Source organism: Paenarthrobacter sp. NPDC057355, assembly GCF_042667405.1.
Taxonomy (GTDB): Bacteria; Actinomycetota; Actinomycetes; order Actinomycetales; family Micrococcaceae; genus Arthrobacter.
On record NZ_JBHVAL010000018.1, the window covers coordinates 74,150 to 92,792 of the forward strand.

An 18,643-nucleotide genomic window follows, 5' to 3' on the forward strand; every position below is an offset into this window, starting at 1 on the left:
CGTGCGGTGGGGTGTTGGGTCTCGCTTATCCCGATGGATTCCCAGGCGTTCTTCATGGCCTAGGCGCGCCGAACACGGTTCGCCAGTTCGGGGGCTATTCTTCGCCGGGACCGAAGCGGGCGTCCTCGGCCGCGTCCACGGTCGTCGCCTCCGCCATCACATCGCCGACCTCATCGGCCAGGGCCTTCTGCTTCTCGGTCAGCCGGGCATAGCTCAGGGCTTCCGCCGGGAAGCGATAGCCCGCACCTTAGTCCCGTCCAGAGCGACATGGCCCAACGAGACCATGCCCGCGGCCCCGCAGAGCTCCAGCGCCGGGAGGAACACGTTGGCCGGGGCCGCGAGGTGGCGTCTACGGGCCTGCCCGGTCGAGTGGAAGTCGGGGGCCTGCTGGGCATGCGTCCGACGGAACGCGACCACACCCGTTCACGCTTACTCGAGTTCCCGCGAGGACCCTAGGCCGGCTCAGTACCCGTAAAGCAAGATCCGCAGCTGGCTGGTGGCCACTGCCGCTAACACGGCAAGCGGTATTTGGACCAGGCCAATCCCGGGAAGTGCGGCTTCTTTGTCTGTACGTGTCGGCGACCCGGAAACAATCCTGATTTACATCGCTCGCAGGTTCAACTATGAAATCCGGACCTTGGGAGAGGGAGACGTAATTGGTTTTACCCCCTCACTCAAATCCCCTCCGGCATTTCTACAAATCTGGCATCCGGAACTGCTATCCAAATCCTCCCCCGTTCCCTCCCGCCGGGAACCAGGGGTGGTTTCTTTGGATCGGAAGTTCGCATCCTGAGAAACATCCTTGAAGAGTGCGAGGGAGTTGTTGCTTGGGGCGGCGATTCCCAGCTGATCGACGAATACCTCTTTGAGATCGTGAGAGGTCCCCAGGATAAGAACATTGCTGCGCTGGCGGCAAAATTGCGTTCGTGGGCAGATCGCCCCGACAGGGGTGCTGGTACAGCGGTAATCGGCGCCTAGACCGTAACTTCCCAGACGCTGGTAAATTACAGTTAGTCTGCGTCCCGAGTTGGCTCCACTGTGTCTTCAAGCACGCCGAGTGGCTGCCGACCCCTGTGGGCCGTGGATCGGATTCCATTGGTCTTGGAGAGGCTGGAAATAGTGCGACATTTTCGCAGCGCGCTAGCGTGTTTGATTGTTGGGGTGGTCCTCCTTTCGCTGGGCTGGGTTCTAGCAGTTTTCTTTGGCGAACGAGTAGCCCAGCCGTACTACCGCAGCGACGAAGACTTCAACACGATGGTTGCGGCAGGTGGTCTTCTTCTAGCATTGGCTGGGGCTGCTTTGACCGTAGCTAGCCTATTCCTGGCCCTCCGCAAGTTGAGTAAACATGGTACGAAGCATGGGGGGTAATTAATTAGGAGTAGGGACTGCCCCTTCGTTGACTCTTAGGTTGCTAGTTTCAGACAGTTTCTGTCGTGTGGTCCAGCGTTGTCGGTCCAACACGTTCTTCTGCAGTAGGCAAAAAATGATTCCATGGGGGCGTTGTCACCGCACGCACCGACGCGGCCCGTCGATCCGGTCAATCCGTGGCTTTTGAGCGTCCTAACGAACAAGTGGAGCGGAACTGGGATCCGCGGGCCGAATGCACCACGGGCCTGTCCGGTGACCCCAGGGCCCCGCGTTAGACAGTGCAGCGACCGCCAGAGCTGCTTGCATTCAGGAATAGATGGAATCGCCAACGATCCTGTTTGAATTGATGTCCTTGATCGCGCACAGGCGTAGCTTGCCCCCCGTTGGTGCGGTGCTCGGTAATGTCTGTGAGCCATAACCGGCTCGGCGCTCTGGCGGTGAAGTCCCGGTCGACGAGGTCGTCATGGACTGGCGGGCCTGCTTTGCAGTTCAGGTCCCGTTACCTGGCGAGAACGGACCAGATCCGCTAACTGCTGAACAGCCGCTGCACCCGGTTCCCCCGGCCCTGATGCCCTGGGCCGGCAGCTCATCGGCGATGAACCGGTACCCGAAGGATGGGTCGTCGCGGTGGATGTCCAGGCCGCGTTGATCAGGTGCGCATCAGCCCTGTCCGGGTCGAAGACAGGGTTGGCCTTCCATTAGTAGAACGCCTGCTTCGAGAAGCCAAGCACCCGGCGGGCCGGCGCCAAGGGGATCCCGCGGCAGTAAGGTCAAGGACCAGCGGGAAGCTCATGTTGGGGGGCAGTTCCCTGGCGAATAACGCCGCGGCACGGCGCAGGATCTCATTCTCCTGTTCAAGAAGGCGGATCCGCTTCGCGGCGGAACTCGGCTGGGTAGGGCTTGGGCGCAGGAACATCCTTCCTGCGTCGAAAGAATCCTCACAAGTCAAGAGTCAACCATACCGGGGTAGTCCCCATCGCCGCCCGGAAGCTGTGCTGCTGACTCTTACAGCCCGCAACTAAACGCCGGGCAGCATTACGAATCCCAATAACTGGGTCAAACATTTCACCGGAGCTGCGTGGTCCTGTGAAACGAATCACGCCATGGCATAGGGTAGTTGCTACGGGAAACTACCTCCGCACCATCTGAAGATCCAGCTGTTGAGAAGCGGGCATGTCCAAGCAAACGTCATTTTTCACCTCCGTCGGCCGTCTCTACCCCCATGTGCGGCCCATCCTCCCCCGCCTTGTCATGGGCCTGATTTGCGCCCTGCTTGCCAGCATCGTCGCGCTCACCATCCCGCAGGTTTTGCGGATCCTGGTCAACAACTCGTTGCAGCCCGGCGGTTCCCCGGACGCAGTCTGGATTGCCGCCGTCGTGATTCTTGGCCTCGGCGTGGCCGAAGCGGGACTGGTGGCCTTGCGCCGCCAGTTCGTGATCAATCCGGCCACCACGGTTGAGACCCGGATGCGTGTGACCCTTTACGGGCACCTGCAGCAACTCTCGGTTGCGTTCCATGACCGCTGGGGCTCGGGCCAGCTGCTCTCGCGGGCCATGACGGACCTGAGCTTCCTGCGTCGCTGGATGGCTTTCGGCGCGATCATGCTGGTGGTGACGACGCTGACGGTGATCATCGGCGTCGGCGTCATGTTTTCCATGAGCTGGCAGCTGGCGCTCATCTTCCTGGCCGCGGCCGTGCCGATCATGATCAATTCCTTCCGGTTCCGCAGGCGCTTTAGCCTTGTGGCGCGGCTGAGCCAGGACCAGGCCGGCGACCTCGCCACCACGGTGGAAGAATCCGTCCACGGCATCCGCGTCCTGAAGGCGTTCGGACGGAGCCGCGAGGCGCTGGAAAACTTCAATGGCCAGGCCGAGGAGCTGCGTCAGACCGAGATCGCCAAAGCTAAACAACAGGCCGGCTTCACGCTGGTTGTCACCCTGCTGCCTGAGCTCGCGCTTGGCGTCGGACTGGTGGTGGGCATCATGCTCGCTGCCAGCGGTCAGCTCAGCATCGGCGCGTTGGTTGCCTTCTTCGCGACTGCGGCAGTGGTAGCCACTCCGGTTGAATTTTCCGGCATGCTCATGGCGATGGCGCTGACTGCCAAGACCGCGCTCGACCGCCACTTCGAAGTCATGGACACCAAGAACACCATCACCTCTCCGGACATGGCGGTGGTACCGGAATCCGTCAAGGGCGCCTTGCGCTTTGAGCAGGCAGGTTTCGGGTTCGACGACGGCGGCGCCCTCCTGCACGAGATCAACCTGGACATCCGTCCCGGCGAAACCATGGCCCTTGTGGGCATCACGGGAAGCGGAAAGAGCGCGCTGCTTCAACTGGTCCCCCGCCTCTACGACGTGACCGCCGGTGCAGTGACCATCGACGGCGTTGACGTCCGCGACTTCGACATCGCGGAACTGCGCAGGATCGTTGCCGTGGCCTTCGAGGACACCACGCTCTTCTCAAGTTCGGTCCGGGACAACGTGCTCCTGGGCGCCCCGGATCCCAGTGACGCCGCCCTGGACGAGGCGTTGGACGTGGCCCAGGCCCAGTTTGCGTATTCCCTGCCCGATGGCGTGGACACCCTGATCGGCGAGGAAGGCCTGAGCTTGTCCGGCGGCCAGAGGCAGCGCATCGCCCTGGCCCGCGCCATCGCCGCCAAGCCGAAAGTCCTGGTCCTCGACGATCCCCTGTCCGCCCTGGATGTGAACACCGAGGAACGCGTGGAAGCCAGATTGCGCGAGGTCCTCCGTGAGACCACCACGTTGATCGTCGCGCACCGTCCTTCCACCGTGGCATTGGCGGACCGGGTGGCGTTGCTCCAAAACGGGACCATCACCGCCGTCGGAACCCATACGGAACTGTTGGCTGAAAACGACCACTACCGCTACGTCATCGCCAGCCTGGACGCGGGCCCGAAGGACCTTGATACCGAACTGGACGAACTCGAAGAAGCTGAGGAGGCCCGCCGGTGAGCGCCACGACTTTTGGCACCGCCAACGAGGACAACACCCTCCTCAGCAAAGCAGACAGCAAAGCCGTACGACGCCGGTCGCTCGCCTTGCTTGCCTCGCTGATCCGCCCGGTGCGGTTGCGTTTCTGGCTGACGATCGTGATGGTGGTTGTTTCGCAGCTCACCCGTGTTGCGGGGCCGGCACTGATCGCGTTCGGCATCGACCGGGCACTACCGTCACTTCAGTCCGGCGATAACGGCCCGTTGGTGTTGGCTGGTTCGCTCTACCTGGCGGCCGCAGTTGCGACCGCCGGAATGACTGCGCTGTACGTGACCTCCACGGCGAAGCTGAGCCAGTCGATGCTGCTGGATCTGCGGCTCCGCGTTTTCCGGCACACGCAACGCCTGAGCCTGGAATTCCACGAAAAGTACACCTCCGGACGCATCATTGCCCGGCAAACTTCTGACCTGGAGGCGCTGCGAGAGCTGTTGGATTCCGGCGTGAGTTCTTTGGCTTCGGGCATGCTGTTCATGCTGTTCACCGCATTCACGGTGTTTGCCTTGGATTGGCGGAGTGGCCTGATCATGCTCGCGGCCGTCGTTCCCATGTTCTTACTGGCGCGTTGGTACCAGAAACACTCGCAGATCGCGTTCCGGGAATCCCGGGTGGTCTCGGCACGGTTGATCGTGCACTTCGTGGAAACCATGACCGGCATCCGTGCTGTGAAGGCCTTCCGCAAGGAACGCGAGAACGCCGACCGCTATGGCGAGTTGGCTGAGGACTACCGCAAGAACACCGTCCGCTCCATCAACCTGAACGGCATCTTCCAGCCAGGGTTGGTGTTGATCGGCAACGTTTGCGTAGCCGTGGTCCTACTGTTCGGAGGCTTCCGGGTGCTCAGCGGCGAGCTCGCGGTAGGTGTCCTTCTGGCACTCATTCTTTCCACCAAGCGCTTCTTCCAACCCGTTGACCAGATGGCCATGTTCTACAACTCGTTCCAGAGTGCCCAGGCTGCACTGGAAAAGGTGTCGGGGCTGCTCGAAGAAGTGCCCACGGTCCGCCCGCCGAAGAACCCGGTGCCGCTGAAGAGCTCGCGGGGTGAGATCGACTTCAAGGGCGTCGAGTTTGGTTACAGTGACGGGCAGTTGGTTGTTCCCACCTTGGACCTGCACATCCCCGCTGGGCAGACAGTAGCCTTGGTTGGGCAGACCGGTGCCGGCAAATCCACGCTGGCCAAACTCATCGCCCGCTTCTACGACGTCACGTCCGGTTCCATCACCCTGGACGGGGTGGACCTGCGGGACTTGGCTACCACGGACCTCCGCCGTGCCGTGGTGATGGTGACCCAGGAGGCCTTCCTCTTCAGCGGTTCGGTTGCCGACAATATCGCTCTTGGTCGCCCGGAAGCTTCCCGCGCAGAGATTGAGGCTTCAGCTGCGGCAGTGGGTGCCCACGAGTTCATCATGAGCCTCCCCGAAGGCTACGACACCGACGTCAACAAGCGCGGTGGCCGGGTGTCCTCCGGGCAGCGGCAGCTCATCGGTTTCGCGCGGGCATTCCTTGCGGCGCCGGCGGTGTTGATCCTTGATGAGGCGACGTCGTCCCTGGACATTCCTTCTGAGCGCATGGTCCAGCAGGGGTTGGCCCAGCTGCTGGAGGGCGTCGCCGGCGGGAACGATGCCCGCACTGCCATCATCATCGCCCACCGGCTCTCCACTGTAGAGACGGCCGACAGGGTGCTGGTGGTCCACGACGGACGCATCGTTGAAGATGGCTCGCCGTCCGAGCTGATCAGCGGCGGTGGACGGTTTGCCCGATTGCACGGGGCATGGCGCGATTCGTTGGTGTAGCTGGCCGGGGTTAAGGCGGGCGCTGTAGCGGGCGGGGCTGCTGTGACGAGGGACACCGCTCCACCGATTTCGCATCCCGCAGCGATTCAGCTATCCTTGAACAGTTGCTTTCGCAGCGGATCGGGATGTAGCGCAGCTTGGTAGCGCGCTTCGTTCGGGACGAAGAGGTCGCAGGTTCAAATCCTGTCATCCCGACCAAAAACGGAAATGGCGTCGAGAAATCGGCGCCATTCTTGTTTAACCACCAAGATCAACAATGCCAATCCGGCAATAGTTATCCACAGATGTTTGGTGCCTCGTTGCGGGTGGGCTTGCCCTGCCTTTAGGCTCGCGGCTGATGACTAAATGCAGTCGAAGCGAGCAGCGCCGTGTCGAATCCTGGCGCGCCATGAGTGTTCCAGCCGTAAGAGGCAAAAGAAAACCCCGGGGCATCGCTCGTCACGCCCCGGGGTCTCTTAGGATGTACTGCTTACATCGGATCCGGCCAGTTGCCGATCGACATCGGCGTGGCGGTGGTGTCCGTTGTCTTGGTCGGCGCCGAAACGCGCATAGGATCAGGCCAGTTGCCGATGGCGCTGATCGATGAGTTGGAGTCCGCAGCGGACGCTGCAGAGACGACTGCGGGAGCCGCAACCGACAAGGTCAGTGCGCCTGCCATGGCCACTGACGCGGCGATTTTTTTGAACATGATGTACCCCAATGCGAGTCGGATTCGTTACGGAAATTGCGCGGTCCCTGTTGACATACATTGTAAAATGTTTTCCACAGAGACTGTCAAGGTTTTGGTCAAAAGACACCTGTAGGAGGAAACCCGTGGGAAACGGATTCGGCGAGAAGCTACGTGCCGAACGGCTCGAACGCGGGTTGACGCAGGCCGAGCTCGGCAAAAACCTGTACTCACCCAGCTACATCTCGCTGCTCGAAACGGGTCGCCGTGAACCCACGGCCGAGGTCATCGAGGAACTTGCCCGTCGCTTGGAACTCGCACCGAAGGCCCTGGAAGCGTGGAGCCAACCCGTTTCCGTGAGCGACGCCGAATATGTCCTGGCCGGCCTTTACGCCCGCCAGGCATGGGATTTGCGCGACTACCAGCTTGCCGCCAGCCACGCCGCCACTGCCGCTCAGATCGCCCTCGAGGCCAAGAACAACAGCGCATGGTGGAACATGACCTACATGCAGGCCGAATGCGTCATGAAGCAAGGCCAGCTCAAGGAATGCCAGCAGATCATTGAGCACCTGCTCGAGCATCCCATGGCCACCGAGTCCGCCGGCCTAGGAGTGCGCGCCTGGCAGATGCTCGCCGCTGTTTGCCACGGGCAAGGGCAGCTGGCCACCGCCGTCGAGCATGCGAAGCAAGCAGTGAAACTCAGCGAGCAGCTGCCCAAGGGGTCCACCCTGATCATCGGCGCGCACCGCGCGCTGATCGGTGCCCTGGCGGAGAGCGGCAAGCTCGACGAAGCGTGGGAATACTGTCTGGCGATGATCGAGCACATGGACGAACACTCGATGTCGCAATTGGCAGGCGAGGTTGCATGGGTGGTGGGCAACGTAGCCTTCATGCGCCACGACTACATAGAGGGCATCAAGCACCACGAACGCGCCGCCAAGCTGCTCTCCCCCGCCAACGACATCGAACTGTGGGCCCGCTTCAACAAGGCCTCGGCGGCAGTCCGGCTGTCCTCAGGCATTGTGGAACCGGAAACGTTGTCCGCCATCGAACGCGCCGAGCTCGCGCTGTCCATTGTGGGTGGCAACAAGACGGACCAGCTGGAAGTCGCCTTCATTCGCGCCCGGTGGCTGTACCTGACCGGGGACATTCCGGCCGCCGTCGAGAAGCTGCGCGAAATCCACGCCGACCGTAAGGTTCTTGCCCGGCACACTGCCGGTGAGGTGTCATTGCTGCTCGGGAAGTCGTTGAAGGCAGCCGGCGAAGCCGCTGAAGCCCTGAAGTTCCTGGAGGAAGCCCAGCACGACTTCAGTGCTGCGGGCGCCTCAGACCGGGTCCAGCAGGCCATGGACGCCGTGCTGGAGATCCGCCTGGCCGAGCGTCGGGCCGCGAAAGAACACTCCGAAGCCTGATTAAAACCCAACTGGGTGACAGCAAATGTTCCACTGATCGCTCAGTGGGACATTTGCTGTCACCCAGTTGGGTGCGGGCTACGCGAAGGTGCGGCCCGTGAGCTTCTCGTACGCCTCGACGTAGCGGGCACGGGTGCGCTCCACGACCTCGGCGGGAAGAGCCGGCGGCGGGGTATCCGAGGACTTGTCCCAGCCGGACTCCGCGGAGGTCAGCCAGTCGCGGACGTACTGCTTGTCGTAGGACGGCTGCGACTTGCCCGGCTCATATGTGGACGCGTCCCAGAACCGTGAGGAGTCCGGGGTGAGGACCTCATCGCCCAGGGTGATCACACCGGTCGCGGCATCGCTGCCGAACTCCACCTTGGTGTCCGCGAGGATGATGCCCCGTTCGCGGGCGATCTCCTCGGCGCGGGTGTAGATCTTCAGCGTGAGCTCGCTCAGGCGGGCTGCAATGTCGTCGCCAACCATTGCCACGACGTCGTCGTAGGTGATGTTGACGTCGTGCTCGCCAACCTCAGCCTTGGCCGACGGCGTGAAGATGGCGTGGTCCAAACGGGAACCATCCACCAGGCCCTCGGGCAGCGGGATCTCGCACACAGTCCCGGATTCCTTGTACTCCACCAGGCCCGAACCCGTGAGGTATCCGCGGGCGATGCATTCCACCGGGAACATCTCCAGCTTCTTGCAGATCATTGCGCGGCCCTCGACCTCGGCCGGGACACCGCCCTCAACAGTGGAGGCGAGCACGTGGTGCTCCACGTCCAGCTGCTCGAACCACCACAGGCTGAGCTGCGTCAGGACACGGCCCTTGTCCGGGATCTCGCTGCTCAGGACGTGGTCGTAGGCGCTGATGCGGTCACTGGCGACCACCAGCACGCAATCCTGGCCGAACTTCTCCGTGATGGCTTCATCTGCGGGGACGTAGAGGTCGCGGACCTTGCCCGAGTAGACGTGCGTCCAGCCCGGAAGGTCCAGCGTCTCGGTCTCGAAACCGCCTGCGGGAAGGGAATCAGTCATACTCAGGCCTGCACTTTCGGGATGGTGCCGGTAGCCGCGTACGGCACCCGGATTTCGCCGCGGGCGGCCTTGCCTGCGATATCCGTACGGAACTGCGAGCCTTCAAGCTGAACCAGCTCCACGCCGTCGTACGCCTTTTCGCGCGCCTCCACCAGATCGGAACCGAGCGCCACCACCGCGAGGACGCGGCCACCGGCGGAGACCACCTTGCCTTCGTCGTCCAGCTTGGTGCCGGCGTGGACCACGTGCACGCCGTCCAGCTCGTCGACCTTCTTCAGGCCACGGATGCGGTCCCCCGTGCGGGGCGCGTCGGGGTAGTTTTCGGCGGCAACGACGACGGCGACTGCCGTGTCCTTGGACCAGCGCAGCTCTTCTGCCGTGTCCAGTTCGCCCTTGGCAGCTGCCAGCAGCAGCGCACCGAGCGGCGTCCTGAGACGGGCAAGGACAGCCTGGGTTTCGGGATCGCCGAAGCGGACGTTGAATTCGATGACGCGCGTGCCACGGGAGGTCAGGGCCAGGCCACAGTAGAGGACGCCGATGAAAGGCGTGCCGCGGCGGGCCATCTCATCCACGGTCGGCTGCGCTACGCGGTCGATGACTTCCTGGACAAGGCCCTCAGGCGCCCACTCCAGCGGAGTGTAAGCGCCCATGCCACCGGTGTTCGGGCCTTCGTCGTTGTCGAAGATGCGCTTGAAGTCCTGCGCCGGGGACAGCGGAACAGTGGTGTGGCCGTCGCAGAGGACGAACAGGGAAACCTCGGGGCCGTCAAGGAATTCCTCGATCACCACGGTTCCACCGGCGTCGAAGCAGGTCTGGGCGTGCGCCAGGGCCTCGTCGCGATCCTTGGTGACGACGACGCCCTTGCCTGCAGCGAGTCCGTCGTCCTTCACAACATAGGGGGCACCGAAGGCATCCAGCGCGTCAGCGGCTTCTTCGGCGTTCTCGGCAACGCGGGCCATCGCCGTCGGGACGCCGGCTTCCGCCATGATCTGCTTGGCGAAGGCCTTGGAAGCCTCCAGCTGGGCAGCGTCCTTGCTGGGACCGAAAACGGGGATACCGGCCTCGCGGACGGCGTCGGATACACCAGCGGCAAGCGGCGCTTCCGGGCCGACCACTACCAGGTCCACGCCCAGCTTGGTGGCGAGGGCGGACACGGCCTCCGGGTTGTTCCCGTCGATCGCGTGGGTGGGAACGAGTTTGCTGATGCCCGCGTTGCCCGGGGCCGCGTGGACCTCGGAGACGTTGGGGTCTTCAAGCAGAGAGCGGACAATGGCGTGTTCGCGGCCGCCTGGGCCAATGACGAGTACCTTCACGGCTTAAAGGGTACTTTGTGCAGCGCGCTCGGCCTAAGCTGTGTCACGCAGCGGACCCGGCGCGCATCCGGGCATGGTGCGCAGCGGACCGGGCGCGCAGCGGACCCGGCGCGCAGCCGGGCATGGCCGGGGAAACACGCCGCCGCGCCTAGACTTGCTTCATGCCCATGAGTTCGCATGAAACGTTCAACGCAGAGTCCGCCGTCGAACTGGCAGTGATCGAACGCAGTGGCTTTATTGAGTCCCGGCACGTTGGTGCGGCCGTGGTTCTCGCCGGCGACGGTTCCGTGGTGACGCGGCTCGGCGACATCGACGCTCCAGTCTTCGCAAGGTCCACGCTCAAGCCGTTCCAGGCCCTGGCTTCCATGCAGTCCGGCGTTCCGCTGCGGGGCGCCCAGGTGGCGGTGGCTTGCGGAAGCCATACCGGTTCCCTGGACCACATGGACGTTGTGGAAGGAATGCTCAAGGCAGCCGGAGTGCGGGAAGAACACCTCCAGTGCCCCACGGCCTGGCCCGAGGACGAGACCGCCCGCAACTGGCTGGTCCGTTCGGAGCGGGGAAAATCCAAACTCGCCTTCAACTGTTCCGGCAAGCACGCGGCGTTTCTTTGGGCCTGCACCGAGAACGGCTGGGACCTCCGGAGCTACCTCGAACCCAACCACCCGCTCCAGCAGCGCGTGCGTTCGGTCATTGAGGAGTACAGCGGCGAGCACATTTCCCATTTGGGGATTGATGGTTGCGGCGCGCCCGTGGCCGCGATCTCGCTGACCGGCCTTGCCCGGGCGTACTCGCGCCTGGCCAAATCCCCGGGCGATAAATCCTCCAACGCCCGCGCGGCCACGATCGCTACGTCCATGCTGGATTACCCGTGGGCCGTCCAAGGCAAGGACGAATCCAACACCGTGGTGATGGAAGAGCTGGAGGTCCTGGCGAAGATCGGCGCCGAGGGTGTCCTGGTCCTGGCCACTCCCACCGGCGCAACCGTGGCAGTGAAGGTGCTGGACGGCAACCTCCGCGCCACCTCCCTGGTTGGCCTGACCCTCCTTGCCGTGAGCGGCGCCGTGGACATCCCGGCCGTCTCCAGCGTCCTGGAGCGGGTGGTGGAGCCAGTCCTTGGTGGTGGCCGCGCCGTGGGCCGGATCCGACTTGGCCACGCAGTCTCCGCCCTGCTCGACTAGTAGTTAAGAAGGAAACACCCATGGCCGTTGCACGACGCCGCGTCGATATCTCCGAGGGCAAAGCCGCGCTGGCAGCCTGGCAGGCCGCCGTCGAACCTTCCGGCACCGAACCCGTAGGTGAGCCTGGCGCAGCTGCCGGGACCACGCCGTCGCGCGCTTTGATCGCGACGGCGGTGCGCTATTCGCTGGAGGAAGTCACCGCCCGCGCACCCGGCAATTCGGTGGAGGTCCGGGTGCCTCCGTTCGGTGTCACGCAATGCGTGGAGGGGCCGCGCCACACCCGCGGTACTCCCCCGAATGTCATAGAGACCGACGCCGCTACCTGGCTGGGGCTGGTGACCGGCCGGATCACGTGGGGCGAGGCCGTTTCAACGCACCGGGTGACTGCCTCCGGTTTGCGGGCCGACCTCTCCGCGCTCCTCCCCCTCTAACGAGTTTTTGTACAGCTAATGCCCCTAAGACCGCGTCTTAGGGGCATTAGCTGTACAAAAACTCGCCGGGTCAGTCCGGGCAGACCGGGGTTGACGGTTGGCCTGGCTTGCTCATTTCGAACTGCGGGATGTCGTCCGCGGCGGGGCCGCCACGGAACTTGGGTGAGGGTGCCTGGCCTTCGCTGATGCGCTGAAGTTCCTGCTCCTCAAAGACCTCCTCCTTGCCGAGCATCACGGCGGAGTCATGGTTGGTGATCTCTCCCTTGAAAGCACGGACCATGACGCTGCGGTCGAACTGGCCTTCCCACTTGGCCACAACGAAGGTAGCTACACAGTTACCAAGCAGGTTCACCACGACGCGCATCGAGTCCATGAGGCGGTCGGCGCCGAGGAGAAGCGCGACGCCGGCCACCGGGAAGATGCCCAGCGCGGCGGCAGTGGCGGAGAGGGCCAGGAAGGACGACCCCGGAACGCCGGCCATGCCCTTGGAGGTCAGGAGCAGCACACCAAGGGCAGCCAGCTGCTGGCCGAGGTCCAGGTTGTGGCCGAAAGCCTGCGCCAGGAAGAGCAGCGAGATGGAGAGGTAGATCGCTGCGCCGTCCAGGTTGAAGGAGTAGCCCGTCGGAACAACCAAACCGGTGGTGGCTCGTGAGCAGCCGGCGTTGGTCAGCTTGGTCATGATGCGCGGCATGACGGCTTCCGTGGAGGCCGTGCCGAGTGCAAGCAGGAATTCTTCGCGGGTGTACTTGAGGAACTGCCACAGCGGAACCCGGGCGAAGCTCCACGCCACCAGGAACAACAAGGCGATGAAGACAATGGCCGCGCCGTAGCAGGCGGCTATGAGGAGTGCGTAGGTGCTCAGCGTGCCGAGCCCGTACTGGCCGATAATGAACGCCATGGCACCGAACGCACCGATGGGGGCTACCTTCATAATCCAGGACATGATCTTGAAGATCAGTTCCAGGACAGTCTCCATGAGGCTGATGACAGGGAGGCAACGCTCTCGGCCGATGACCACGATGGCGGCGCCGAAGAACACCGAGAAGAACAGCACCTGCAGCAAGCTGTTGTTGGCGAAAGCACCAATCACGCTGACGGGAATGACATCCAGGATGAACGCGGCGGCGTCCTTGGGAGGAGCGTTGCCGGTCTTGGCGTTGAGCGCATCCTGGGAAAGCGAAGCGGGGTCGATGTTCAAGCCAGCACCAGGCTGAACAATATTTCCGACGATAAGCCCGAAAACCAAGGCGAAGAGGGTTGCGCCGGTGAAGTACAGGAGCGCTTTGACCCCGACCCGTCCGACCGCCTTGACGTCGCCCACTGCCGAGATGCCTGTGACGATCACGAGGAAAATCAGCGGGGCGATGATCATCTTGATGAGTTGAATGAATCCATCACCCAGTGGCCGGAGTGCGGACCCGATGTTCGGCCAGAAATGACCGATGAGCACACCTGCGACGACGGCGATCAGGATTTGAAAAAAGAGCGACTGGTACAGCCGCTTTTTCTTCTGCGGGGCCGAACTCGCCTTCAGCGCCGCGGGGTCTGGGATCTTCATTGATCTGAACCAATCAGTTTGGGAACAGCCCCTCGTTTTAAGGGGATGCCTTCAATGTAAGCCGGGTCACATCATTCCGCAAGGGGAGATTCGATTTCCATATTGCGGAAGTCACATTTGGTTTTTTGTACAGCTAACGAGCTTATGGAGGGCTCTTAAGGTCATTAGCTGTACAAAAACTCAGCCGGGCCAGCCTTGCTTGCGGAGCGCTTGCGCCACCCGGGAGACTACCCAGTTCCGGCCGTGGTCCATGTCGATCCTGTTGATCTTCACCTGCCGCCACCCAGCGTCCGCCACACGCTGGTCCCGGTACGCATCCAGTGCCTGCTGCTCGGGAGAAAGATGATGCAGCCCTTCATACTCCAGGCAGGTCCGAAACCCGGGGCACCCTAAATCAGTCCAGACCGCCCTGCCCAGGGCATCATCCACGCGGCAGTTGGGAACGAACTCGGGAAGCCCGGCATCGTCGAGCATCAGGCGAAGCTTGGTTTCGGGCGGAGAATCAACTCCCACTCGTAGCATGTCCAGGGCGATGCGCGCCTTTCGGACGCCATGGACTCCGTTGGCTTTCTCAACAAACTGCCGCAGCTCCGGAAGGGGCACCATCGCAACCCGGGGTGGTCCGAATGACCGTTCGTGTTCACTGACAATCGCATCGCCGGCAATCACCAGGTCTTCCAGCGGCAACATCGTGGCCAAATCCACCCACGTCCGCGCGATGGACGTGAGCAGCACACCGTGAACTTCCCTGAGATCACCGTCCCGCAATGACAGGCGGTGCCCCGCGACACCCCTGCGCCTGGGCAGGGAACCTCTCCTTTGCCGCGACAGGTGGATAAATCGACCCGGCTCGCGGAAATGCGGACCGCTTTTGGGTCCCCACGGGATAGGTTCGACGACGGCGGTCACCGGCCTGCCGCCGTCGGGCTTGAACTGCGCCCAGCCGGGCAGCGGCAATCCAAGTACCTCAGCGGCACTGACATGGCTCAGGAAATCACCCTGGTGGAGGTCGAGATGGGGTCGGGCAACCGACAGCAACGATTGAGGATTCTTCGGCACGCGAACGCTCCGGCTCGGCAGCCAGAGATCGGCGGCGCGGAGCCTGCTCGGAGGGATCCCAAATTCCGCTGCTGCATCCACGGTGAATGCACGAACGGTCAGGGCTGGAGGAAGAGGAGACAACGGCCGCATGCCTCATTCAGTCACAAGGAACGGGCGCGTGGGACGTTATCCACAGCTCAGCCCACCTCGCCGCGAGTTTTTGTACAGCTAATGCCCTTAAGAGGGCGTTTTAAGGGCGTTATGTGTACAAAAACTCGGTAGGTGGAGGTGAGGGAACCACGTTAGCCGCGGCCCACGAAAGGCATGCCCGCCGCCGTCACCACCAACGATCCAACACTGGCCGACGCCGGCATGTTGGCCATCAGCAACACGGCGCGGGCAGCATCATCGACAGGGAACATCGGCTCCACCTTGCGTGACCCGTCAGCCTGCAGCGCGCCCGAGCCAACGCCGATAGTGTCCATGATCTCCGTGCGGGTATTGCCGATGTCGATCTGCCCGCACGTGATCCCGAATCCGCGCCCGTCCAGCTCGATGCTCTTGGTCAGGCCGGTCATCGCGTGCTTGGTCACCGTGTACGCCACGGACCGGGGCCTGGGCGAGTGCGCCGAGATGGAGCCGTTGTTGATGATCCGTCCGCCCTGCGGTTCCTGCGCCTTCATGGTCCGGACAGCCTCCGCGGCGCACAGCATGGATCCAGTGACGTTCACCCGCAGCGTGGCTTCCCACTCCTCCACGTCAAGATCGCCCACATCGCCGGAAGGCCCAAAGATGCCGGCATTATTGAACAGCACGTCCACCCGGCCCCAGCGTTGGCGGACCTGCTCGAAAAGGCGCGCGACGTCGTCGGGCACTGTCACATCGCAAGGAACCGCCAGGGCATCCGGGTGACCATCCGCCGTCTCCAGCAGCTGTGCTTCCCGGCGCCCTGCCAGCGCCACCCGGTAACCGTCGTCGAGCATGAGCCGCGCGACGGCCCGCCCAATGCCCGAACCGGCCCCGGTTACGACGGCGACCCTGGGGTCCGCGGGCAGGCTGGAGTCAGTCATGTGGTTGCCTTTCGGGTGGTGCTGTCAGCGTGCGGCCGTCTGGGCCGCCGCGGTTATCGGCCAGCCTATGACAGTCTTGGGGCGCGGCGTTGCGTAGGTGCGGACTTTGGACGTGGAGAGACCGAGGCGTACCAGTGACTCAGCGATAGTGACCGCAGCGGCTACGCCATCAACCACGGGGACTCCGGTGCGCTGGCGGATCTGCTCATCCAGCCCAGCCATGCCTCCGCAGCCCAGGACGATAACCTCCGCCTTGTCATTCCGGACAGCTTCTTCGGCTTGCCCTACAATCGCCTCGACTGCGCGCTCCGGGTACTCCTCGAGTTCCAGCACAGCCATCCCACTGGCACGGACCGAGGCACAGCGCGCTTCCAGCCCTGCGAGCTTCAGACGGTCCTCGATGAGCGGAACTGCGCGGTCAAGAGTGGTGACGACCGAATACTTGTGGCCCAGGAACATCGCCGTGCTGGCAGCGGCCTCCGTGATGTCCACCACCGGGACGTCCAGGAGTTCCTGGAGGCCCTCCCGGCCGTGCTCGCCGTAGCCGGCCTGGATGACGGCGTCGAACGGCTCCGGATAGTTCACCACAGCGTCCATGACGGCAATCGCGGCCAGGTAGCTTTCGAAGTTGCCCTCGCAGGAGTCGGCACCAAAGCGGGGTGTGATCCCAATGATTTCAGTGCCCGGTGCAGCCACCGTACGTGCCTGGGCTGCAATGGAGTCCGTCATGGACTGGGTGGTGTTGACGTTTGCGACCAGAATTCGCATGGGTATTTCCTTTCAATGGCAGCGCCCGCCCTGCGGCCTGTTGACCGGAAGGACGGGCGGCGCCTTTTGTCACGTGTCAGTGGGTGCTGGCGACGGCGATCGGCTCGCCGGAGACGTCCTCGTGGACCTGCTTCTTGTCGGCCACGGCGAAGTAGGTGAGCGCTGCGACGCCGGCCCCGATGAACCAGGCGAACGGCGCAGCTGCGGCCAGGCCGGGGATGAACGCGATGGCGATCGCCAGGCCGGCGGCCGGAATCATCGCGATGATGGCCTTCGGATTCACGCCACGCTTGTAGAAGTAGGCACCCTTGGGATCCTCGGTGTAGAGCTCAGGGACGTTGACCTTGCCGCGGCGGACGAGCCAGTAGTCAGCCATGACAACACCGAACAGCGGGCCAAGCAGAGCCCCGAGGCCACCCAGGAAGTACACGATCACAATCGGGTTGTTGTAGAGGTTCCACGGCAGGATGATCAAGCCTATGGTTCCACTGACCCAGGCCGCCTTGCGGAAGTTCAGGTGCCGGGGGAACAGGTTGGTCAGCGCGTAGACGGGAGCCACAAAGTTGGCCATCAGGTTCACGGCGATGGTCAGGATCAGCAGGGCCAGGCAGGCCAGGACCAGCAGGAGCGTGTTGGGGATGCTCTCCACAATGTCGGAGGGGCTTTCAATGACAGTGCCGTTGATCTTGTACTGGCCGCCGGCCATGACGACGACAATGGCGCCAAAGACCAGCATGTTGATGGGAATGCCCCAGAAGTTGCCCTTGACGATGGACTTCTTGGAGGTGGAGGACCGCGTAAAGTCGCAGAAGTTCAGCACGAAGGTACCGTAAATGGAGACCCAGAGCGCGCCCCCGGCAAAGATGGTGAGCCACATTTCGGTACCTTCAAGGCCCTTGATGCCGCTCCACTGGATGGCGCCACCGGCTTCGATGAAGACCCAGACAGCGATCGCGGCCATGGTCACCAGGATGACGGGGCCAGCAAAGGCTTCGTATTTACGGATCATCTCCATGCCGAAGCTGACGATGACCAGCTGCACGATCCACAGGGCCACGAAGGAGAACCAGCCCAGCGTGGACAAGCCCAGGATGGAGTTGCTGTCGAGGTCCTTCAAGCCGGGGGCCATTGCCACGAGCATGACGCGCAGGACGACGGACGCCAGGTAGGTCTGGATGCCGAACCAGGCGACTGCGACGGCGCCACGGACAAGGCTTGCGATCTGGGCTCCCCTGATGCCGAAGCTGATACGGCTCATGACCGGGAAGGGGACGCCTGTCTTCTGGCCCATGAATCCGGAGAAGTTCAGGAGGGCGAAAAGAAGCACGGCACCGATTCCCAGGGCTACCAGGATTTGCCAGCCACCCAGGCCAAGCGAGAACAGACCGATGGCAAAGGCATAGTTACCCAGGCTGTGGACGTCGTTGGCCCAGAGGGTAAAGATGCTGTAGCTGGTCCACTTGCGGCCTTTGGCTTTGGTGGGGGCGAGGTCGATGTTGTAAAGACTGGGACTGATTGTTTGGCCTGCGGCTTCGGAAGCAATCGCGCAAAGATCCGTGTTTCCCACGACCGGGTGGTTGGGGGCACCCTTTTCTGCGTCTTCCGGAGTCTCGTTGACGCCGACTGATGAAGTCGTCTGCATCGTGGATCTCCACTTCGTTTTGATTCCACATTATGGAATCAAGTTATTGAATAGTGAAAGAACTCTATGACGCAGGTCACCTCCGGTCAAGACCCCGCACTGTACGCAGGGTCACATTCTGTTGTTTGCGGCCGGGTTTCCCGATTGACTGAGTCGGATACGCAATCCGTGTTGACGCTGCCCACTAGCGCACGTAATCTCGAATTGCAGAATTTTATTCTCACAATACGAAATTCCTTGAGCGCCCCCACAGAGCAAGCGCCCATACATTCAATGAAGAGAGGTTGGACGTGGCTGCAGGAGAAGAGACCTCACACATCCTCAGCGGGTTGACTGCCCAGCTGCCTGATCGTGATCCGGAAGAGACCGCGGAGTG

General features: G+C 62.8%; 13 protein-coding genes, 1 tRNA gene and 1 pseudogene. 6 read left to right on the forward strand and 9 right to left on the reverse strand.

Features of this window, described 5'->3' with window-relative positions; translation table 11 throughout:
• Positions 1-1,422: 1,422 nt before the first annotated feature.
• Positions 1,423-2,275, reverse strand: a pseudogene (locus ACFUOZ_RS17535) (IS3 family transposase); the annotation flags it as partial.
• A gap of 266 nt (positions 2,276-2,541) precedes the next feature.
• On the opposite strand from ACFUOZ_RS17535, the gene ACFUOZ_RS17540 reads away from it, so the two are divergent.
• The 3 genes from ACFUOZ_RS17540 to ACFUOZ_RS17550 all read left to right on the forward strand — a co-directional run bounded on the left by ACFUOZ_RS17540 (position 2,542) and on the right by ACFUOZ_RS17550 (position 6,368).
• Positions 2,542-4,341 carry an ABC transporter ATP-binding protein gene (locus tag ACFUOZ_RS17540; RefSeq protein ID WP_377550438.1) on the forward strand — a complete coding sequence of 600 codons (1,800 nt, stop codon included), beginning with the start codon at positions 2,542-2,544 and terminating at the stop codon, positions 4,339-4,341.
• Entirely contained in the window at positions 4,338-6,170 is a 1,833-nt protein-coding gene (locus ACFUOZ_RS17545; RefSeq protein WP_377550440.1) for an ABC transporter ATP-binding protein, read from the forward strand. Before ACFUOZ_RS17540 ends, ACFUOZ_RS17545 begins: the two co-directional genes overlap by 4 nt.
• 121 nt (positions 6,171-6,291) lie before the next feature.
• Positions 6,292-6,368 (forward strand) — tRNA-Pro (locus ACFUOZ_RS17550).
• A 271-nt stretch (positions 6,369-6,639) separates the two neighbouring features.
• Here the strand turns inward: ACFUOZ_RS17550 and ACFUOZ_RS17555 are convergent.
• Positions 6,640-6,858, reverse strand: coding sequence for a hypothetical protein (locus ACFUOZ_RS17555; RefSeq protein ID WP_377550442.1), 219 nt, complete (start codon positions 6,856-6,858; stop codon positions 6,640-6,642).
• Positions 6,859-6,983: 125 nt separating this feature from the next.
• On the opposite strand from ACFUOZ_RS17555, the gene ACFUOZ_RS17560 reads away from it, so the two are divergent.
• The gene (locus tag ACFUOZ_RS17560; protein ID WP_377550444.1) at positions 6,984-8,249 is read left to right on the forward strand and encodes a helix-turn-helix domain-containing protein; all 1,266 of its coding nucleotides are present in this window, start codon (positions 6,984-6,986) and stop codon (positions 8,247-8,249) included.
• A 78-nt stretch (positions 8,250-8,327) separates the two neighbouring features.
• Here ACFUOZ_RS17560 and ACFUOZ_RS17565 read toward each other — a convergent pair whose 3' ends face one another.
• Entirely contained in the window at positions 8,328-9,266 is a 939-nt protein-coding gene (locus ACFUOZ_RS17565; protein WP_377550446.1) for a phosphoribosylaminoimidazolesuccinocarboxamide synthase, read from the reverse strand.
• A 2-nt stretch (positions 9,267-9,268) separates the two neighbouring features.
• A complete protein-coding gene (purD, locus tag ACFUOZ_RS17570; protein WP_377550448.1) occupies positions 9,269-10,579 on the reverse strand; it encodes a phosphoribosylamine--glycine ligase in 1,311 nt (436 codons plus the stop codon).
• A 161-nt stretch (positions 10,580-10,740) separates the two neighbouring features.
• On the opposite strand from purD, the gene ACFUOZ_RS17575 reads away from it, so the two are divergent.
• Positions 10,741-11,757 carry an asparaginase gene (locus ACFUOZ_RS17575; RefSeq protein WP_377550450.1) on the forward strand — a complete coding sequence of 339 codons (1,017 nt, stop codon included), beginning with the start codon at positions 10,741-10,743 and terminating at the stop codon, positions 11,755-11,757.
• 20 nt (positions 11,758-11,777) lie between these two features.
• A complete protein-coding gene (locus ACFUOZ_RS17580) occupies positions 11,778-12,188 on the forward strand; it encodes a sterol carrier family protein (protein WP_377550452.1) in 411 nt (136 codons plus the stop codon).
• 70 nt (positions 12,189-12,258) lie between these two features.
• Here the strand turns inward: ACFUOZ_RS17580 and ACFUOZ_RS17585 are convergent, their stop codons facing one another.
• The 5 genes from ACFUOZ_RS17585 to ACFUOZ_RS17605 form a co-directional block, all read right to left on the reverse strand.
• Complete coding sequence (locus ACFUOZ_RS17585; RefSeq protein ID WP_377550454.1) at positions 12,259-13,746, reverse strand: cation:dicarboxylate symporter family transporter; 1,488 nt, start codon at positions 13,744-13,746, stop codon at positions 12,259-12,261.
• Between the two features lie 180 nt (positions 13,747-13,926).
• Entirely contained in the window at positions 13,927-14,805 is an 879-nt protein-coding gene (locus tag ACFUOZ_RS17590; RefSeq protein ID WP_377550456.1) for a hypothetical protein, read from the reverse strand.
• A 284-nt stretch (positions 14,806-15,089) separates the two neighbouring features.
• Positions 15,090-15,857, reverse strand: coding sequence for an SDR family oxidoreductase (locus ACFUOZ_RS17595; RefSeq protein ID WP_377550458.1), 768 nt, complete (start codon positions 15,855-15,857; stop codon positions 15,090-15,092).
• 24 nt (positions 15,858-15,881) lie between these two features.
• Positions 15,882-16,625, reverse strand: coding sequence for an aspartate/glutamate racemase family protein (locus ACFUOZ_RS17600; RefSeq protein ID WP_377550460.1), 744 nt, complete (start codon positions 16,623-16,625; stop codon positions 15,882-15,884).
• A gap of 76 nt (positions 16,626-16,701) precedes the next feature.
• Positions 16,702-18,267: an NCS1 family nucleobase:cation symporter-1 gene (locus tag ACFUOZ_RS17605; RefSeq protein WP_377550462.1), complete on the reverse strand. Its 1,566-nt coding sequence runs from the start codon at positions 18,265-18,267 to the stop codon at positions 16,702-16,704.
• Between the last annotated feature and the right edge of the window lie 376 nt (positions 18,268-18,643).